General features: G+C 33.5%; 18 protein-coding genes. 6 read left to right on the plus strand and 12 right to left on the minus strand.

Going from position 1 to position 20766, the window contains the following annotated elements; all coding sequences use genetic code 11:
- Window positions 1-74: 74 nt before the first annotated feature.
- The 5 genes from CSW08_RS11845 to CSW08_RS11865 all read right to left on the minus strand — a co-directional run bounded on the left by CSW08_RS11845 (window position 75) and on the right by CSW08_RS11865 (window position 5715).
- Window positions 75-1094: a phytase gene (locus CSW08_RS11845; protein ID WP_106660097.1), complete on the minus strand. Its 1020-nt coding sequence runs from the start codon at window positions 1092-1094 to the stop codon at window positions 75-77.
- Between the two features lie 8 nt (window positions 1095-1102).
- A complete protein-coding gene (locus tag CSW08_RS11850; RefSeq protein ID WP_106660098.1) occupies window positions 1103-3949 on the minus strand; it encodes a TonB-dependent receptor in 2847 nt (948 codons plus the stop codon).
- Window positions 3950-4161: 212 nt separating this feature from the next.
- On the minus strand, window positions 4162-4422 hold the full coding sequence (gene rpmA / locus CSW08_RS11855; protein ID WP_106660099.1) for a 50S ribosomal protein L27: 261 nt from the start codon (window positions 4420-4422) through the stop codon (window positions 4162-4164).
- Between the two features lie 20 nt (window positions 4423-4442).
- The gene (gene rplU, locus CSW08_RS11860) at window positions 4443-5183 is read right to left on the minus strand and encodes a 50S ribosomal protein L21 (protein ID WP_106660100.1); all 741 of its coding nucleotides are present in this window, start codon (window positions 5181-5183) and stop codon (window positions 4443-4445) included.
- Window positions 5184-5259: 76 nt separating this feature from the next.
- Window positions 5260-5715: a DUF4199 domain-containing protein gene (locus tag CSW08_RS11865; RefSeq protein WP_106660101.1), complete on the minus strand. Its 456-nt coding sequence runs from the start codon at window positions 5713-5715 to the stop codon at window positions 5260-5262.
- A 181-nt stretch (window positions 5716-5896) separates the two neighbouring features.
- Between CSW08_RS11865 and CSW08_RS11870 the strand changes: the two genes are divergently transcribed.
- Window positions 5897-6322, plus strand: a complete 426-nt coding sequence (locus CSW08_RS11870; RefSeq protein WP_106660102.1) for a hypothetical protein — start codon at window positions 5897-5899, stop codon at window positions 6320-6322.
- 170 nt (window positions 6323-6492) lie between these two features.
- On the opposite strand, the gene gldD is transcribed toward CSW08_RS11870, so the two are convergent.
- The 4 genes from gldD to mutY form a co-directional block, all read right to left on the minus strand.
- Window positions 6493-7077, minus strand: a complete 585-nt coding sequence (gene gldD, locus CSW08_RS11875; RefSeq protein ID WP_106660103.1) for a gliding motility lipoprotein GldD — start codon at window positions 7075-7077, stop codon at window positions 6493-6495.
- The gene (locus CSW08_RS11880) at window positions 7070-8380 is read right to left on the minus strand and encodes a gliding motility-associated protein GldE (RefSeq protein ID WP_106660104.1); all 1311 of its coding nucleotides are present in this window, start codon (window positions 8378-8380) and stop codon (window positions 7070-7072) included. The genes gldD and CSW08_RS11880 overlap by 8 nt, the downstream gene beginning before the upstream one ends.
- Before the next feature lie 49 nt (window positions 8381-8429).
- Window positions 8430-8882, minus strand: a complete 453-nt coding sequence (locus tag CSW08_RS11885) for a single-stranded DNA-binding protein (RefSeq protein WP_106660105.1) — start codon at window positions 8880-8882, stop codon at window positions 8430-8432.
- 86 nt (window positions 8883-8968) lie between these two features.
- The gene (mutY, locus tag CSW08_RS11890; RefSeq protein ID WP_106660106.1) at window positions 8969-10012 is read right to left on the minus strand and encodes an A/G-specific adenine glycosylase; all 1044 of its coding nucleotides are present in this window, start codon (window positions 10010-10012) and stop codon (window positions 8969-8971) included.
- 137 nt (window positions 10013-10149) lie between these two features.
- On the opposite strand from mutY, the gene CSW08_RS11895 reads away from it, so the two are divergent.
- The 3 genes from CSW08_RS11895 (at window position 10150) to CSW08_RS11905 (ending at window position 13622) form a co-directional block, all read left to right on the plus strand.
- Window positions 10150-10440, plus strand: coding sequence for an HU family DNA-binding protein (locus tag CSW08_RS11895; protein ID WP_106660107.1), 291 nt, complete (start codon window positions 10150-10152; stop codon window positions 10438-10440).
- A 486-nt stretch (window positions 10441-10926) separates the two neighbouring features.
- On the plus strand, window positions 10927-12474 hold the full coding sequence (locus tag CSW08_RS11900) for an Rne/Rng family ribonuclease (RefSeq protein ID WP_106660108.1): 1548 nt from the start codon (window positions 10927-10929) through the stop codon (window positions 12472-12474).
- 356 nt (window positions 12475-12830) lie between these two features.
- The gene (locus CSW08_RS11905) at window positions 12831-13622 is read left to right on the plus strand and encodes an SDR family NAD(P)-dependent oxidoreductase (protein WP_106660147.1); all 792 of its coding nucleotides are present in this window, start codon (window positions 12831-12833) and stop codon (window positions 13620-13622) included.
- Window positions 13623-13715: 93 nt separating this feature from the next.
- On the opposite strand, the gene CSW08_RS11910 is transcribed toward CSW08_RS11905, so the two are convergent.
- The 3 genes from CSW08_RS11910 to CSW08_RS11920 all read right to left on the minus strand — a co-directional run bounded on the left by CSW08_RS11910 (window position 13716) and on the right by CSW08_RS11920 (window position 16730).
- Entirely contained in the window at window positions 13716-14756 is a 1041-nt protein-coding gene (locus CSW08_RS11910) for an NADP(H)-dependent aldo-keto reductase (RefSeq protein ID WP_106660109.1), read from the minus strand.
- Between the two features lie 224 nt (window positions 14757-14980).
- Window positions 14981-15940: an OmpA family protein gene (locus CSW08_RS11915; RefSeq protein WP_106660110.1), complete on the minus strand. Its 960-nt coding sequence runs from the start codon at window positions 15938-15940 to the stop codon at window positions 14981-14983.
- Between the two features lie 25 nt (window positions 15941-15965).
- Entirely contained in the window at window positions 15966-16730 is a 765-nt protein-coding gene (locus CSW08_RS11920; RefSeq protein WP_106660111.1) for an exodeoxyribonuclease III, read from the minus strand.
- A 168-nt stretch (window positions 16731-16898) separates the two neighbouring features.
- Here CSW08_RS11920 and CSW08_RS11925 point away from each other — a divergent pair, with 168 nt between their 5' ends.
- Both CSW08_RS11925 and CSW08_RS11930 read left to right on the plus strand, forming a co-directional pair.
- A complete protein-coding gene (locus tag CSW08_RS11925) occupies window positions 16899-20309 on the plus strand; it encodes a hypothetical protein (RefSeq protein WP_106660112.1) in 3411 nt (1136 codons plus the stop codon).
- A gap of 49 nt (window positions 20310-20358) precedes the next feature.
- Entirely contained in the window at window positions 20359-20751 is a 393-nt protein-coding gene (locus tag CSW08_RS11930; protein ID WP_106660113.1) for a hypothetical protein, read from the plus strand.
- Window positions 20752-20766: the final 15 nt, after the last annotated feature.

Below are 20766 nucleotides of genomic sequence, written 5' to 3' on the forward strand. Positions count from 1 at the left end.
AAAGGTTACTGATTAAAAACCAAAAAAACCCTTTTTGTTTCCAAAAAGGGTTCTACGATATTTAATAAATGGTATTACTCTACTAATTTAAGCTTTGCTAAATCGTGGAAGAAGAAATTCATTTCATCATTCATGGATACAAATAATCCGTTGGGGAATTTGCTTCCTAAAGGAACTGTCGTCACATCGCAACCATCGGTTTCTATTGTCCCCAAATTAAGTTCTTTAATAAACGTATTGGTTTCTAAATTGAAAATGTTAAAGGTATGAGCTTGCTGGTTGGATACTATTAAATAGCCTCTATCTTTATACTTTGCAATAGCAATACCTTCTACATCATCTTTAAAATGTTCGCCTCCAAAAAGAGCAATTTCCACATCGCCTTTTGTTGGATTGGCATGGTACTTTCTAATACCAACACCTTCATCGGAATAGTATACAAATCCAGTTTCATGGTCAACCGCTATGGCTTCAATCTCTTTTTGCCCGCTAAATGCACCTAGTTTCCTAAGTAAATTAGCTTTTATACCTAATGAATCTGAAACTAATTCATATTGATATAAATACCCTTTTGATGGCCCATTTTTTCTACTAATAAAAACCGAAATATGTCCTGTTTCTGGATTTTTATAAAGTGCCACTCCCATGGGACGTTTCATTTCCACATTGGTTTCATCTTCAAAAACTTTGAACCCACCGTTATCCAATGGTGTCATATCGGGTACAGAAAACAAGCGTATTTGATGTTTTTCCCTTTCAGAAAACACCATAATATCGGTTGTTGTGGAATCATTTAATTTAAAACCATATGCTACATCTACATTATTTGGATAGCTAATGTTGGTAATGCTTTTCTCTTTTATGATTTTTCCATCTAAATTAAAAGCATATACCCCTCCATTAATCTCATCTTTATCCGTACCAAAAACAATACTTGCTTCTGGGTTGTCTTTGTTTATCCAAATAGCAGGGTCATCGGTATCGTGCGGGGTTTTCTCTGTAACGGTTGTGGCGACAATTTCTGGTAATTTAGCGGCGCAAGACAACAATAAAACGGTAATTCCAAAAACAAGATTTACTTTTATTTTATTCATGCCCTTTCTTAATTTTTCTTAAACAAATCATATTTTAAACCAAAGGTTAAGCGTCTGCCATAATATTCCATTTGCATGGTTCTAGATTGAACACCTTGGAAATAACGTAAAGGCTGATTGGTAATGTTATTTAAATCTACATATAAACTTAAATTTTTATTTATTGAAATATTGGCATTGAAGTCTAAAAAGAATTGCTCATCATAATATCTGTCTTCAAAAGCACGACCACCAATTTCATCAATGTAAGAATCTGAATAATTTCCAGATAAACGCAAGCTTAAGTTTTTACTGGCATAACCTAAAGAGGCATTAAACATATTTGGCGCTGTTTGTGGCAAGTCTAAATCACTACGTTCTTCACCATCTTCATTTTTAATGCCTTTGGCATCAGAGGTTAAATAGGTATAGTTTAAATAAATGCTAAAGTTTTTTGCAAAACCCGGTAAGAAATCCAACTGACGCTGTAATGAAAATTCTGCCCCAAGTACGGTAGCGCCCTCGCCATTTAATGGTTGATACACTTCATACCCATTCGTGTCTTCCGATTGACTTGTGTATACAAAATCTTTAATGTCTTTATAGAATACCCCTGCAGATAGGATCCCCACCGATTTAAAATAATGTTCTGCCATCACATCAAAATTCATAGAGGTTGTTGGTTCTAACTCAGAATTACCTAAATAAATCTCTTCGTCTTCATTGTTAATTTCCCTAAAAGGCACTAAATCAACATAATTCGGTCTTGCTAAAGTGTTAGTCCACGCAAAACGTAAAACAGTGTTATCTGTAGCATCATATTTTAAATGAAGACCTGGCAAAATATTAGTATATGAACTCTCATCTTCTAATTCGTTTGTTCCTGCGAAATCGCCATCCACATCAAAAATCAATTCATTTCCTATACTATTGATACTGGTATGTTCTAGCCTTAAACCAACTAACATACTTAAATTATTGGATAGTTTTTGACTGGTCATAGCATAACCAGCATACACGTTTTCATCCACATCGAAATTTGCCGTTAGGTATTCTTCAGGTAAACCTTCTGCTTCAAATTGAGCGACATCGTTTAATTTTAACCCTCCTAAAAACTCAGGAATTACAAATCTTCCAACGGCATATTGTCTTCCTGCTAAATAATTATTGTCCGAATAATCACGAGTTGGCACACCACCTAAGGATTCGAAAGTAGCACTCTCTGGACTATATTCGGTAAAGTCGTTGTCTCTATTTTTATTTTTCAATCTAGCTCTAGCGCCAAACTTTAAAAAGCCATCTTCTTGTTGGAATATATTTAGTGGTAATTTAAAGTTGGCAAACATATTAAAATCCTTTTCTTCAGTATATTGATTTTCTTCTGTTAACTCTTTAAATTCAAAATTATTGAAATGAGCATCAGATACATTCAATGGTGTAAATAATGGTTTATCCGCATTGTTATTGAATGCTACGCTATACTCACTTTCATAACTTAAATAACGTTCGTTTAAACGTTCTTCGGATGCTTTAGCAAATGAAGCCATCCAATCTATTTGCAATGTATTGGCCAAATGCTCGCCACCTAAACTAAAGTTAAACATACGTTGGTCTTCTAAACGTCTATTTTTATTGCGGTTATTACCAATACCACCTTTAGATTGCCTGCCTACTTCTACCGGAAATGATGTTAAATTACCATTTCCATCAACTGTAAAATCGCCCGTTTCAATATCTTCGCCATCTAAAATCTCATGCTCTAAACGAAATCTATTTTCACGATCATCTCTCCAATTATAAATAGATTTCAAATAAATGTTGTTATTGTCATTTAGATTGTAATCAAAATTTGCTGAAAAACTTCGACGAATACGTTGTACTAAATACTCTCGAATCTCAGATACTTTCGCATACGGGTTTACATCTACTTCTTGTAAATTATCTTCGTCATCCAAAGCATTATATTCAAATTCGTCTTCCCATTCTGCTTCAACGTTATCACTTCCAAAATCAGTATCATTGAAAGACGCTGAAAGCATATAGCCAAATTTGCCGTCATTAGACTTATCGCCCAACAAAAATGAGCCATTAAGTATTCTTTTATTAGTAATATAACTTACTCCAGAACCCGCAGTTGCCGATAAACGAAAACCTTGAGGTGATGTTCTTGTTACCAAGTTTACCGAACCTCCTAACGCATCGGCGTCCATATCTGGTGTTACTGCTTTACTAACTTCAATGGTTTGAATCATATCGGCTGGAATTAAATCCATTTGAACATTCCTATTATCGCCTTCAGCAGAAGGGATACGGCTACCGTTTAATGTTACCGAATTTAATTGTGGTGATAAACCACGAATAATAATGTTACGTGCCTCACCTTGGTCTACTTGCATAGTAATACCGGGAATACGTTTTACGGCATCTCCAATATTGGCATCTGGGAATTTACCAATTTGGTCTGTTGATACGATGTTGGTAATGTTTTGTTTGTTTTTTTGAATGTTTAAAGCCCTTGCCTGTCCACCTAAAGTATATCCTGTAATTTCAACTTCATCCAATTCGGTGTCTCTAGACCTTAAAATTACGTTGATACTAATTGTTTCTGAATCAGATACAACCGCCTCTTGTTTAAAATCTGAATATCCTAAATATTTAATTGATAAACTATAGGTACCCTCTGGAATATCCACAATGGTGAAATTTCCATTAAAGTCGGAAACTGTACCTTTTTTTAGTTCTTCTATGATAATTGTTGCCCCGGGTACAGTAATACCATTTTCATCTGCTATTACTCCTTTTATATTTCCATTTTGTGCAAAAGTTGCTAACGAACATATAAACGTAATACATAATAATACATAGTGTTTTTTCATGGTTGCTATTTTGATTAGTTATTTAGGCGAAATAACAAAATAGCTCAATAAAGCATTTTAAACGATTTTTATCTTACTGTTAAATTATCAAAGAAAAGCACCCTGTTTTGCAATTAATTAACATTTTGTTCATCTTCAGGAAAAAATGGTTGAAACAAACAAGCCCTTTCTGTTTCCAGAAAGGGCTTATACTTTAAAAAGAAAATTATTTCTTAAACCTCAAAAGGCTCAATAGAAACATAAGATTTGTTATCTTTTTTCTTTGTGAATTTTACAACGCCATCAACATAAGCGTGTAATGTATGGTCTTTTGAAGAATATACGTTTTCACCTGGATGGTGTGTATTTCCTCTTTGTCTTACGATAATGTTTCCAGCTATTGCAGCTTGACCACCAAAAATCTTAACACCTAAGCGTTTTGATTCTGATTCTCTACCGTTTTTAGAACTTCCGACTCCTTTTTTATGTGCCATTGTCTTAAGTTTTTATATGGTTACTTATTTTTGTTTTTCAACAAATCTTTTGCCTGTTTTACCCACTCTTCAGCTTCGATTTTTTCACGAGTGATGCCTTCAATAGCAGAAAGTTCTTGTCTATCTGCAGCTTTTAATTTGCTAATTTGCTCGTAAGTGTAAATGCCTATTTCATTCAAACGTTGCTCATAAGCTGGGCCAATACCGTTGATTTCTTTCAAATCATCAGCTTCTGCTTTAGTCGCCGTACCAATGCTGTGAAGTACTTTATCGATATTAATTTCGATATTTGCATCTTCAGCTCTGTGCTCTGCACGCGTTACCAAATTATCACTTACTTCAACTTCTTTTTTAGTTGTTTTTTTAGCTTCTTTTACTGGAGTAGCTTTTTCAACTTTGGCAGCCTTTTTGGCCCCTTCATTTTCAACTTTGGCAGCCTTTTTGGCTCCCGAAGCAGCGATGCTTTCAATGATGATTTCAGTTAAAGATTGACGGTGACCGTTTTTAACACGGTATCCTTTACGTCTCTTCTTTTTGAAAACGATGACTTTATCACCCTTAAGGTGCTTTATGACTTTTGCTCCTACTTGAGCTCCGTCTATAGCTGGGGCGCCTACAGTTACATTGTCACCATCACCAATAAGAAGAACATTATCAAAAGCGACTTGCTTTCCTTCTTCAGTTTGTAAACGGTGAACAAAAACTTTTTGGTCTTTTACAACTTTAAATTGTTGCCCTGCTATCTCTACAATTGCGTACATAGCGTAACGTTTTATTAATTAATTTTGTTCAAAAATGAGTGCAAATATACTCCTAATTAATTAAACTGCAAATGTTTTATTTGTTTTGAAGAAAATTTTTGCTGTTTTTAAAAAGTTGCATGCAGGTAAGTGTTAAAACAACTGTAGAAGCCAGTCCTTCTATTAAAATTATGAACACTAAAATACCACTTCCGTAATCAAAATCAGAGAACCAATTTCTAAGCAAATTATTGGTAAATGCAGTATCTAAATAAAACATGTAAATACACATAAAAGCAGCAAATAAAACGGTTGCGATAAATCCAGTTGAAAGTCCTGTTTTAAAACCACTACCATAATCAAATTCGGAACCGCTACTATTTTTGAAATTTTTAATGGCAACATAAATGGCATAAGCCATAATAGGTCCGTTAAAAATTCTAAACCATGGGTTATTATGAAGACCTATTAATTTTAATGCTAAAAAATATATGATTAAGGTAAGTGCTGTAAAAACACCATATTTAATTGCTACGGAGGCAGAAGATTTCATAATGCAAAATTTTTGAGAATTACTAATCTACTAAAGTTCGTAAAAAAATATGTCTTATAATAATTTTTCACCATTAAATATTTATAAGAAGGTATTTGCCTCTTTAAGTAAAAAGTTAAATATGCAAAGTACAAAGTCTATTTACTTTCCTTAAATTTGTTTCAGTTAAATTTCCATCTTAATGAAACTATTAAAATTTACTATTACATGCATGTTTGCACTTTTTATAGCAACAAGCTGTAAAAATGAAAACAAAGCATCCACTAATGAAAAATCCCAAATGCAAGAGGTTTTGGCAGTACATGATGAAGTCATGCCAAAAATGGGAACGATTGGTAATTTAATAAGTCAAATAGATAAAAAAATAAAAGATACTGATTCTACCGAGGTGCTTGTGAATGCTAATCAAAATTTAAAAGACTCCCATAAAGCCATGATGGATTGGATGAAAGGCTTTGGCGAACGTTTTGATTCTGATGAAATCCTTAAAGGAAAAGCTTTGACGGACGAAAAGCAGACGTTTTTAGATGAAGAAGAAGCTAAAATAAAAGCACTACGTGATAAAATGAATTCTAGCATCAAAAATGCCCAAGAACTTTTAAAATAAATTAGGCATTTAGAAACTGTTTAAATTTTATCTAAAAGCCATTTTTTGTTTCTTTTTGACCCATATTTCGTTGAATTTTTTTCTAATAGCTCTGCTATTAAAAAAAATCCGCCTCATCTGACCCAAAAATAATTCAAAAAAGCATCCATAAACAAAACTTAAACAGTTTCTTATTCTTTCCACTTGACCGTTTCCATGATATGCTTAATATCTTTTCCTAAATAATTTGCTGCGGGCAAAATAGAATCGTAATTGGGTTTGGCATAAAAATAAAGCGAGCCCGTTAAAAAATGATTTATACTATCGGTTACATAAAACTGTGCTTGTGATGCTACATCCCCCTTTAATTCAGAAAACATTCCATATACTTTTTTCTCTTTATTTTCATAAGGGTACACAGGGATTTCATCTGCTTTAATCATGTGTTCTGTAGTGAATTTTTGAGCATCGCGCAAAAACGTAATTAAATTATCCTGATTGTTATCAATAGATTTATAGGTTAAGAATATGGTGCCTTTTAATGATGGATATTCAATAGTAACACCATAACTTTCTGTAGTACTTTCTATAGCTTTAGCTGTTATATTGGTAGCCAATTGATTCACTTCAAAAGAGAATGGCGATTCCACTTGCGCTTCCGTATATTTTGCCTTTGGATATTCAAGCCTTAAATAGGCATTGGGTTTAGGCACAACATGATCGCCGCAAGAACAAAACACAATAACAAACAATAAGATATAAAAAGTTTTAGTCATTATGTATGGTTAATTTTACGAGCTTAATTCGTTTTTTATCTAAAGCTTCAATAGTAAAAACGTAATTTTTAAAATTTATTTTTGTGCCCTGCTTAGGAAAACTTCCTAAGATTTCTAAAACAAAGCCAGCAACGGTTTCTGCCTCTCCTTTATGGGTTTCAAAAACGATGGGATCATCTATTTTTAGAATTTTATAAAAATCCTTTAAAGCTGTTTTGCCATCAAAAATAAAGTTGTTTTCATCTAATTTTGAAAAGGTTACATCTTCATCATCAAACTCGTCACTAATATCTCCCACAATTTCTTCAATAATATCTTCTAAAGAAATCAACCCAGACGTCCCTCCATACTCATCAACTACAACCGCTAGATGCACTTTTTTATGTTGGAATTCCGCCATTAAATCGTCTAGCTTTTTCTTTTCAGGAACAAAAAATGGGTCACGCATTAAGCTTGTCCAATCGAATTCTTTCCTATCTATATAGGGCAATAAATCTTTTACATAAAGAATACCAACAATTTGATCTATATTATCTTTAAAAACAGGGATTCTTGAGTAACCGTTTTCGATTATTTCTGCCATAATTTCAGAATAATTTTGATCGATGTTAAGGGCAAAAATGTCTATTCTTGGTCGCATCACTTGTTTGGTATCTGTGTTTCCAAAAGACACGATGCCTTGCAAAATTTTTTGCTCTTCTTTCGTCGTATCGTGTTCGCTTGTTAATTTAAGGGCTTGCGATAATTGATTAACATTTAAATTGGTTTTTTGCCTCCCTAATTTTTTATGGATTACTATGGTGAAACTTCGCATAGGCAAACTTAAAGGCGACAAAACCACATCTAAAACACTCAATGGATACGCCATGAACATGGCAAATTTTAATTTGTTTCTGCTGGCGTAAATTTTTGGTAAAATTTCTCCAAATAACAATATTAAAAAGGTGATAATAACAACTTCTATAAAGAATCTTAGAATGGGCGATAAAATGTCTTTAAATATAAAACCTCCCAAATAAGCAAATAGAATAACAATAGCAATATTTATAAAATTATTGGCAACAAGAATGGTAGCCAATAATTTTTTTGGGCGTTCTAACAGTTTGGAAATGATTTGAATGCGTTTGGATTTTTTATAAAGTCCATCTTCAATATCGGTTTTAGTAAGAGAAAACAAAGCTACTTCGGAACCAGAAATAAGTGCAGAACACACCAACAATAGAAACATCAAAACAAAACCGCTAACAACTGAAAAATCAACTGTCATCATTAATAAATTAAAACTCGGGGGGTCGGGGTCCAAATACTTTGGTATTAGTTAAACAAATAAAAGTAATTCAAATAATCTAATTTTAAAAAGGAAGATCGTCTTCTTCATCTTCAATAGGTGGCTCATTAACCTTTTGTTTTACTGGTTCAGGCTTTGGCACCGTTGCAGCATTGGATGACGCATTGCCTTCACTTTCCTTTTTAGTTGTTAAAAATGTGAAATCCGTACATTGAATTTCTGTAGAATAACGGTCTTGCCCGCTTTCATCTTGCCATTTTCTGGTTTTCAATCGGCCTTCAATATAAACCTTATCGCCTTTGCTTAAATACTTTTCACATATTTCAGCACCTTTATTTCTTACCACAATGTTGTGCCACTCGGTATTTGAAATACGCTCATTGGTTTGTTTGCTTGTGTAGGTTTCATTCGTTGCCAATGGAAAACGTCCAACACAACCACCACCTTCAAAATAATGCATTTTCACTTCATCACCTAAATGCCCAATTAGCATCACTTTATTTAATGTACCTGACATAATCGTTTATTTATTAAATAGCAAAATTACTCAATTGCCCATCATTTTTTTAAAATTAATAAAAAATTATGATTGCCCATAGGTTTCTATTGAAAATTAAATGCGTCGATAAAATTTCCTATGACTATAGGTACTGCATAATTACGAACTTCGCTTATGGGAATGCCATTAGCTAACGGTGCGTTAAGGGTTACAATCCAAAATTTCGTATATAAATGCTGATGGGATAATCTGTGAATGATTGTGTCCTCATTATATTGTGTGAGTTCAAAAGGAATTTCTTTTAGTAGGTGATGCTCTTTAACTAGCGGCAATAAGTCCTCATAATTTTTTTCCTGTTGGGTTTCAATTAAAGGAAATTGATATAAGTTCTGCCAAATACCTTTCCCATTTCTTTTTTCTAAAACAGTCTTATTATCTTCTGATACCAAAACCAGAAAATTAAAACACTTCTTTTTAGCTTTCGCTGCTTTAATCTTAACCGGCAATTCCGAGATTCGATTGTTTTGTAGAGCTACGCAACTATTCTGAAAAGGACAAACACTACAATTTGGGTTTTGAGGTTTACACTGTACAGCACCAAATTCCATAATGGCTTGGTTATATTCTGCAGGATTATTTTTATCTATAAGTTGTTGTGCTAATTGCTTAAACGCTTTGGCGCCGTTACTGGAATTAATTGGGGTATTGATACCAAAATAACGGGACAATACTCTGTATACATTCCCATCAACAACAGCCATAGGTTCGTTAAAACAAATAGAAGCGATTGCACTCGCGGTATAATCGCCCACTCCTTTCAGTTTTAATAACTCCTTATAAGTATTCGGAAAAACACCGTTAAGCTCATCAACAATGTACTTTGCTGTGGCATGTAAATTTCTTGCTCGGGAATAATACCCCAACCCTTGCCATAATTTTAAAACCTGACTTTCTTGAGCGCTTGCAAGATGAAAAATGGACGGGAACTCCTTTATAAACGCCTCGTAATAAGGCTGGCCTTGTACAATTTGGGTTTGCTGCAGAATAATTTCAGATAACCAAATGTAATATGGGTTAGTGGTTTGCCTCCAAGGAAGTTCTCGTTTATTGTTTGAATACCAACTAATTAAGGTTTTTAAAAATGTCATGGGCCGATTATATGAAGCAAACAAAAATAAACGTTTATAATCTTAAATTTTAATGAATTAGGTTTGAAATATTGAATTTTTAATTCCTATATTTGCATCCCTTTTAAATATATAATAACTAAAATAAAATATTAAAAATGACGAAGGCTGATATAGTAGCAAAAATTTCTGAGAAATTAGGAATAGAAAAAGGAGATGTTCAAGCAACTGTTGAGACATTTATGGAAGAAGTAAAAACTTCTTTAGAAAGTGGAGATAATGTTTACCTAAGAGGTTTTGGTAGCTTCATTATTAAAACAAGAGCAGAAAAAACAGGTAGAAATATTTCTAAAAATACCACTATTAAAATTCCTGCACATAATATCCCTGCATTCAAACCTGCAAAAGTTTTTGTTGAAGGTGTTAAAGGTAATGTAGAAGTAAAATAACGCATTAAAATAAATTATTAATCAAAAAATATACTATTTATGCCAAGTGGTAAAAAACGTAAAAGACATAAGGTTGCAACGCACAAGCGTAAAAAACGTAGACGCGCTAATCGTCACAAAAAGAAAAAATAATTCGAAGAAGTAGTTATAATAAACTACTTTTTTCGATTTTAAAAAACGCTCTTTGAAATGAGGTTTTGAAACGTATTAAACTTTTACGTGAATTGATCTCCACGGACTTAAAAAATCCTGTGAAATACCTTAACTAAATATTTGATAAAATTCGATATTATTCAATTAAGGTATTCAATCTGACTGTTGAAAAACAATATCAATTATCAGATTAAAAAATAATGTATAATCCATCTGTACCGTTTGGTTCTGGGTTCTGGGTTCAGGGTTCAGGGTTATAAAGCCTTAAAACTTTTTAACTTTTAACTTTTAACCTTTAACTTAAATCTGAAAGTATGGATAAAAATTAACTCAATGGATAAAGAATTGATCATTAGATCTAGTTCTGAGCATGTTGATTTTGCCTTATTAAAAGATGGAAAACTTATTGAATTACAAAAAGAAGAAGGAGGTAACAACTTTTCTGTTGGTGATGTGTTTATAGCCAAAATCAGAAAATCTGTTCCTGGTTTAAATGCTGCATTTGTTAATGTAGGTTATGATAAAGATGCTTTTTTGCACTATCATGATTTAGGGCCAAAGCTCCCTTCTCTTTTAAAATTCACAAAAAATGTAAGTGCAGGTAAACTAAAAGATTTCTCTTTAAAAAATTTCCCATTTGAAAAAGATATTGATAAAGACGGCAAAATTGCCGATGTCTTAAAATCAAATCAATCGCTATTGGTACAAATAGTAAAAGAACCCATATCAACCAAAGGCCCTAGAATAAGCTCCGAGCTTTCTATTGCTGGAAGATATATTGTTTTAGTTCCATTTTCCAACCGTATTTCTATTTCACAAAAAATAGAAGACAAAGAAGAAAAAGACAGATTAAAACGGTTAGTAAAAAGCATAACGCCGCCAGGGTTTGGCATTATTGTACGCACTGTAGCACAAGGCAAAAAAGTAGCCGAACTAGATAAAGATTTACAAATTTTGCTAAGTCGTTGGACCGCAATGAGTAAAAAACTTATTAAAGCCCATCATCCAAGTAAAGTATTGGGAGAAATGAATAAAGCCTCGTCCATTTTACGAGACATATTTAATGATACCTTTACAAGCATTCATGTTGATGATGAAGAGCTTTTTTATCAAATTAAAGATTATGTGCAAGAAATTGCACCAAACAAAGAATCAATAGTTAAATTGTATCAAGGAAACGTTCCAATATTTGAAAAATTCGGAATTGAAAGACAAATAAAAACCTCTTTCGGTAAAACCGTATCTATGGCAAAAGGTGCCTATTTAATTATAGAGCACACAGAAGCACTGCACGTTATAGATGTAAATAGCGGAAACAGATCTAACAAAGCCAATAACCAAGAGGATACAGCATTAGAAGTTAATATAATCGCTGCTACAGAAATAGCCCGACAATTACGCTTGCGTGATATGGGAGGTATTATTGTAATCGATTTTATAGATATGACCAATGCTGATAACAGGCAACAACTCTTTAATCACCTTCGTGATGAAATGAAGGATGATAGAGCAAAACACAAAATATTGCCTCCTAGCAAATTTGGATTGATACAAATTACAAGACAACGCGTTCGTCCAGAAATGAACATTGAAACCCGCGAGGAAAACCCAGACGGAGTCATTAATGGTGCCGAAGTTGAAGCTCCTATAGGTATAGTGTCGAAAATAACTCACGACCTAGAGCAATTATACAAAAAAGACTATAAAAAGCTGACTTTAAACACGCATCCTTTTATAGCAGCCTTTTTAACTAAAGGTTTTCCATCTACACGTTCAAAATGGTTTTTTGAACATAAAAAATGGGTTAAAGTTTTACCAAGAGACGCTTACACATATTTAGAATACCACTTTTTTGATAAAAATGGTAATCAAATTAAATAACTTAAAAACCCTTACTATTTGTTTAGTGAGGGTTTTTTGTTTTTTTGTCATTCCTGCGAAAGCAGGAATCCACTATTAAGTCAGGCTTATTTCAAATTTCCCCAGATTCCGCTACACCAACCATATCAGGATATTCATAAAAACGGCATTGTGAAGCACTGAAACCATTGCTTGAGAACATGCCATTTTATTGATTTGAATTTAATTAACCTATTATTTTGTAAGTTACGATATATTTTGTAAGTTAAATGTTGTCGACTAAGTAATATCTTTCCTGAATTAAAGTTGCACAAATTTTTCGGTGTGCTAATTAATGGACTGTAATGATGGAGAAAAATGAATTTAAACATTTTAATATGAAAAATTTTCAAAATAAAAAGGTTGTAATATCAGGTGGGGGTAGTGGTATTGGTAATGCTATTATAAATGAACTATACCATAAAGGGACTAGAGATTTTGCAGTTATAGGAAGGAATGTAGACAAATTAAAGCGCCTAGAAAACGATTTTCCTGAAGCCATATTTTTATTATTTCAAGGCGATATATCCAAACCTAATAGCATACATGAATTTGTCAATGTTATATCAAATTCATGGAATACGGTTGATGTATTGATTAATAATGCAGGTGTGGTGAGTGCGGGTAGCTTAGAGTCCATTTCGGATGATGATATTGTAGCCCAAATAAATATAAACGTTACGGGATTAATTTTGCTTACAAAGCATGTGCTTCCTCTGTTAAAAATGAGCAAAGAGGCAGCGATCGTTAATGTGTCATCAGGTTTAGGCCTTATTGGTATGCCATTTTATGCATCTTATTCAGCAACTAAAGGTGGCGTTAGGTTGTTTTCTGAAGCCATAAGAAGAGAATTAAAAGATTTCCCTATTCAAGTAATCACTGTTTACCCAACAGTTACTGCTACGCCTATGATGGAATCTGCTAAAACAGATGCCATGGATACACCAGATTTGGTCGCACAACAAACTATTGAAGGTTTACAAAACAATAAGATAGATGTGATTTTAGGAGGTGATCAACGGCTGGAAGATGTAAAAAAAAATATAAATGACCCTAAAGAATTCGATAAAAAGGCAGCAACAATGTACGAGGCATTGTTAGAACGCACATCCAATCACCGTTCCATGTAATTCAAAAATAATGTTTAAAATTATGTAGCCTTTATTCAGGACGGGGCAAACTTAGCGGTAACGAAGCAACAGGGACAAGCTACGTTAGTAAAATCAAGTCGCCGGATTAGGAATCACAGCATGCACTTCATTAATCTGTTTTAAAACATCTTCACCTAACGTTACATGAATACTTTCTATATTTTCTTTAAGCTGTTCTAAATTAGTTGCTGCAACAATATTACTGGTTAAAAAAGGCTGTTGGTTTACAAAAGCCAATGCCATTTGTGCCAATTTTAAACCATTATTTTTGGCAATTTCCAAATAACGCTTTGTGGCTTCAACACATTGCTCACTACTGTAACGCGACATGTGAGGGAACAGGTTTAATCGTGATTTCGGGTTTGCCGTACCATTTATATATTTGCCTGTAAGCATTCCAAACGCTAAGGTTGAATACGATAATAGTCCAATATTTTCTCGATGGGAAATCTCTGCAATATCACCTTCAAAGGTTCTGTTAAGCAATGAGTATGAATTTTGAATGGTAATCATTTTAGGTAAATGATGCATTTTATGTTCTTCTAAAAATCGCATGGTTCCCCAAGCTTTTTCATTGGACAAACCAATATGTCTAATTCTGCCTGCTTTTATTTGCTTTTCCAAAGAATGTAATACTTCATTAAAATTGTCTTTCCAAGAATCCTCGGGATCATGTTCATAATCCCTTATCCCAAATGTGTTTGTTAGACGTTCTGGCCAATGTAGCTGATAGAGATCAATATAATCAGTTTGCAATCGTTTTAATTCCTTTTCTATGGCATCGTTTATGGAATCTGGACTAAAACCGTCTTTCCTGATATGTGATACATAATCGCTTGTTCTTCCTACTATTTTACTTGCTAGAATAACCTTATTTCTATTACCTGTTTTTTTTAACCATGATCCAATAATGTTACTAGTACTACCACTGGTTTCGGGTCTGGCAGGTACTGGATACAACTCGGCGGTATCAATAAAATTAATGCCTTGCTCTAGAGCATAATTTAGTTGCGCATGTCCTTCGGCTTCTGTGTTTTGTTCGCCCCAAGTCATGGTGCCCAAACAAATTTTACTGATTTCTATATTGGTATTTGGTAGTGTTGTGTATTTCATGTTAGATTATTTTGGCATTCCCGCCAAGGCGGGAATCTCTTAAATTAAAACTTATATAAAAATGGATTCCTTCCCGATAACTATCGGGATTCGCAGGAAATCAAAGATTCGACGAAGTCAATGACAGTCATAAAATTATTATGTTTACTAGATGCTAAAGATAAAAAACCTTTCAAGTAGAAAAAAACTTGAAAGGTTTTAAAATTATAGTAATAAGAATATGTTTAGTTTTCACTTAACAACTTAGAAAGCTCATCTAATTTAGGTGTTAAAATAACTTCTATACGTCTGTTTTTTGCTTTACCTTCTGGGGTGCTATTGGTTGCAATGGGCGCATACTCTCCACGACCCGCAGCAGTTAAGTTTTCAGGATTTATAGAGGCATTTTCCCTTAAAATATTAACGATCGATGTAGCTCGCTTGGTCGATAAATCCCAGTTGCTTGTTAATTGTCCACTACCTTGGTAAGGCACATTATCGGTATGGCCTTCAATTAAAACAGCGATGTCTGGATTCTCACCTAATACACCGCCTAATTGTTGCACGGCTCTTCTACCTTCCGTACCTACTGCCCAACTACCTGAATCAAAAAGTAGTTTGTTTTCCATTGAAACATACACCTTACCATCTCTTTGCTCAACGGTTAATCCTTTTCCTTCAAAATCGGTTAAAGCTCTTGAAATAGCATTTTTTAAAGCCGTCATGGCGGCATCTTTATCTGAAATGACTTTTTCCAATTCAGCTACTCTATTGGAACGGTCTGCCAATTCTCTTTTAAGAGCTTCCAAACGTGCATTTTCAGCTGCAAGGGCTTGTTCTTTAGCTTCCAATTGTGCTAATAATTCTCTATTCTTTTTTGTGTTGGAAGCAATGGCCGCGGAGCTATTTGTTTCTAAGGCATCATAAGACGCTTTTAAAGCATCGTAATTTGCTTTTGTCGCAGTATAGTCACTTTGCAATCTATCACGCTCGGCAATAGCTTCATCATAAGCAGCTTGCAATTGTTTCAATTCATTTTCAGCGGCTGTTTTTGCACTTAAAAGTGTTTCGTTATCATCTGAAAGTTTTCTGTTTTCAGACTTTAAATCGGCGTATTTAGCTTCTAAATCTTTATACACTTTTGGCGATACACATGAAGCAGCGAACATTAATGTTACTACTGCCAAAGAAAGTTTTTTAATCATATTGTTTGGGTTGTTGATTTATAAATTAATTTTCGATTTCTACTAAAATAGGACAATGGTCGCTATGAACGGCTTCCGATAATATAACGGCTCTTTTTAATTTTTCTTGTAAGGGTTTTGTAATCATGGCATAATCGATTCTCCAACCTTTGTTATTTGCTCTAGAATTGGCTCTGTAACTCCACCAAGTGTAATTATGTGGTTCTTTATTAAGATGCCGAAAAGAATCAATAAATCCATTCTTAATAAAGTTACCAATCCAGATGCGCTCTACAGGTAAAAACCCGGACACATTGCTCAATCCTTTTGGGTTGTGGATATCGATTTCTTCATGACAAATGTTATAATCGCCACAGATGACAAGATTGGGGATTACTTGTTTGAGCGTATTTATATAATCATGAAACATATCCATGTATTCTAATTTATGACCTAAACGGGCATCGTTGGTTCCAGAAGGCAAGTACAAACTCATCACTGAAAAGTCGTCAAAATCAGCTCTTAAATTTCTACCTTCAAAATCCATCGACGCAATTCCTGTGCCGTATTCTACATGATTGGGTTTTATTTTACTTAAAATAGCAACGCCACTGTAGCCTTTTTTTTGGGCACTAAACCAATAATGATATGGGTAACCTGCGGCTTCAAAAATATCTAAATCCAACTGTTCTTTCAACGCTTTTATTTCTTGTAAACAAATAACATCTGGATTGGCACTTTTTAACCAACCCATAAAACCTTTATTTATGGCCGAACGAATTCCGTTTACATTATAGGATATAATTTTCATTTTTATATTTTTTAAGAGATCCCGACATGAAGTCGGGACAATACACTTTTAAAAGTGTATTGTTTTCAGCTAAAATAAATAATGCGTTACTTTTACACTATTATTTTGCAACGGATTTAACAAAATCTATCAACAAAATATTTTAAACTAATTGTAGTTTAAGTATCAATGAAGCACATTGCAGCAATTCTTATTTTTTTAATTGGCTTTTGTGGATTTTCGCAAAACCAACTGTCTAATTATAGAGCTAAAAAAGTTGCTGTAAACGATACTATTGTTATTGATAGCGTGAGCATCAATCCTAATTTTTTTTCCATAAAAGACAAAAATAATGTATTGGTAGATTCTACCTTTTATACCATTAATTTTCCTAAAGCTATTTTAATTCTGAAAAAGCCTTTGGAAACGGATTCCATCACCATCGATTATTTAAGATTCCCAGATTTTTTAACCAAAACCTACAAACAACTTGATGAGAATATTATTGTTGAAAACACAGATAACCAACAAAAACTATATAAACTGTCTCAACCTAACGAGACTAAAACTTTTATTCCTTTTGATGGTTTAACAACTTCGGGAAGCATTTCCCGTGGTGTCACCGTTGGCAATAATCAAAACTCAGTTTTAAGAAGTGAACTCGATTTACAAATAAGCGGGAAACTTAATGATAAGGTGTCGTTAAGAGCGTCTATTCAAGATGCCAATATACCATTACAGGAAAGCGGTTATTCACAACGGCTGGATGAATTTGATCAAGTGTTTATAGAATTGTTTAGCGATACGTGGAGCATACGTGCAGGCGATATTGATTTACAAAATAACACCTCTTATTTTGCTAACTTTTCTAAGCGGGTACAAGGACTATTTGTAAATACCAAATTTGGCAACGAAGATTCTCAAACCAATGTGTTTGCTGCCGGTGCTATAGTGAGGGGACAGTTTACAAGAAGCCAATTTACGGCCCAAGAAGGCAATCAAGGGCCTTATAAATTACAGGGACAAAATGGCGAATTGTTTGTGCTTATTGTATCTGGAAGCGAAACGGTTTATGTTAATGGTGTAGTTGTTCAACGCGGTGAAAATAAAGATTATATCATCGATTATAATGCAGGGGAAATTATTTTCAACTCCACATTTCCTATCACTTCTGAAATGCGTATTACTGTGGATTATCAATTTAGCGAACGTAATTACTCACGATTGGTTGCTTATGGTGGCGGACATCACGAAAGTGAAAAACTGAGTTTTGGTGTTTCGGTGTATTCTGAAAACGATTCCAAAAATCAACCGCTTCAGCAAAACCTATCGGAAGAACAAGTTCAAATATTGGCCAATGCTGGCGATGATAAATCGCTTATGGTAGCACCGTCTGGTGTGTTGGAGCCTTATAATGAAAACCGAATTCTATACAAAAAAGAATTTATCAATGGTGTTGAAGCATACGTGTTTTCCAATAATCCAGAGGACGAATTGTATCGGGTAACGTTCTCTCAAGTTGGTTCCAATCAAGGAAATTATGTATTAAGCAGCATTAATGCCATCAACAATATTTATGAATATGTTGAACCTGTAGCTGGCATTCCGCAAGGAAATTATAATCCCATTGTTCAATTGGTGGCGCCTACAAAACTTCAAATAGCTGTTTTAAACGGACAATACAATCCCACTGAAAAAACTAATATTAGTTTTGAGGCGGCTGGAAGTAAAAACGATTTGAATTTATTTTCAACTGAAGATGATGCCAATAATGATGGTTTTGCAGGAAAATTAAAAATAACGCAAACCATTTTTAAAAAAGATAGTCTTTGGAGCTTGAATGCTTTTGCTGATGCTGATTATATTCATAAAAATTTTAAAACCATCCAACGATTGTATAACGCCGAATTTTCCCGTGATTGGAATATTGATACGCCTCTGGGAAACCAACAATTAATTATAACAGGATTGAATTTATTTCATCCCGAAAAAGGAAACGCCAATTACCACTTTGAGCATTTGGAATTCTCTGAAAATTTTAATGGAAACCGGCATGTTTTTAATGCCAACCTCTTTTTAAATAAATTTCAAATTACATCGTATTCCAGTTTTCTAAATGCTGAATCCCATATAAATACCTCAACGTTTTTAAGGTCTTTTAACCGAATTACTTATAGCATGAAAAACAATTGGATTGGTACCAAACTAGCTATTGAAGATAATCAACAAACAAATAGGTCAACATCCCAATTAACGCCATTAAGCCAAAAATTTAAATCTTATGAAGTCTTCACAGGTGTTGGCGATAGTTTAAAGGTTTTTGCTGAAATCGGTTATAAATTCAGGGTGAACGATAGTATTAAAAACAATAAATTGCAAAAAGTAAATAGTTCAAATACATTTTATTTAAAATCGAAACTCATACAAAATAACAATACAAATTTGGCACTTTACGCCAATTACAGAACCCTTAAAAACGAAGACGAAGCCATTGAAGATGAACGCTCCATCAATTCCAGAATTCAATACAACCAAAATCTTTTTAAACAACTTTTACTATGGAATACTTTATTTGAAACCAACTCTGGAGCCTTTCCTCAACAAGATTTTACCTATGTAGAAGTAGAACCAGGCCAAGGCACTTACACGTGGATTGACTACAATAATAACAGCATACAAGAGTTAGAGGAATTTGAAATTGCCCAATTCCAAGACCAAGGAAAATACATTCGGGTATTATTACCAAACCGAGTTTTTGTAAAAACGCATCAAAATCGGTTGAGCCAAACTTTAACGTTCAATCCATCGCAATGGGCCGTTTCAGAAGATAAAGCAGAAAAATTCTGGTCGCATTTTTACAATCAAACCAGCTATTTAATCGATAGAAAAATAAGGCGTGACGGCAATAATTTCAATTTAAATCCATTTGAAAACGATGTCAACAATCAGTTAGGTTTGCAATTAAATTTTAGAAATATGTTGTTTTTTAATCGTGGCAAGCAGCATTATACAACATCATACACCTATCTCTCCAATAAATCAACAAATACATTATCCATTGGATTTATTGAAAATAGTTTAAAAAGTCACCAATTAAATATCATACATAAAATAGAGGAAAGTTGGTTGCTGAATTTTCTAACCGCTTTTGAAACCAACGAAAGCATTAGCGAAAACTTTGCCAGTAAAAATTACAATTTTAACGAGAACCGTTTCAATCCTAAAATCTCCTATTTACTTGGTGATAATACACGCTTCGATTTGTTTTACCAATATGCTTCAAAAGACAATACTATTGGCAGCTTAGAGTCCTTAAAACAGCAAAAATATGGCACATCATTTACATTAGCCAACAACGAAAAAGGTGCCATTAATGGAGAATTAAATTATTTTTCAAATGCCTTTGAGGGAAACCCAAATACACCAGTCGCTTACCAAATGCTTGAAGGGTTACAACCTGGCAAAAACTTTACTTGGACCTTGTTAGCTCAAAAAAAACTAACTGATTTCTTAGACGTAAATTTAAGTTATTACGGCAGAAAAACTGAAACCAGTAAAACCATCCATACGGGAAGCATTCAATTAAAAGCTTATTTTTAAACGCTTTATAAGAAATTATTAATCATTTTTTTGTAATATTACTTCTAGTATGGGTAAGCTAGTTGTCATCCTTTATTCTTTTTTGATCCTTATACAAAGTTTCAACATTAACATTGAAGATATTTCAAAGTTCAATGCCCTTTTGGAACATGCTCAATACCATAAAGAAATGTATGGTGATACTTTTTTTGAATTTTTATCTGAACATTATGGCAATGACATGGTGTCGCATGAAGACAAACATAGCGAACATCAAGATTTACCCTTTAAAGACCAGCACCATATCCTTTGTCATATAAGCACCTCTTTCATACTTACACCACAAACAACTTATATTATTAACCTTCATGAATTCACGGAAAATCCTGTGATTTTTTTATATAAAGAATCCTTTTCATCTTTTGAAAAACGGTCCATTTTTCAACCACCCAAACTAGCATAATTCCTTTTTATATTT

It is taken from the genome of Confluentibacter flavum (assembly GCF_002843175.1).
Classification (GTDB): Bacteria; Bacteroidota; Bacteroidia; order Flavobacteriales; family Flavobacteriaceae; genus Confluentibacter; species Confluentibacter flavum.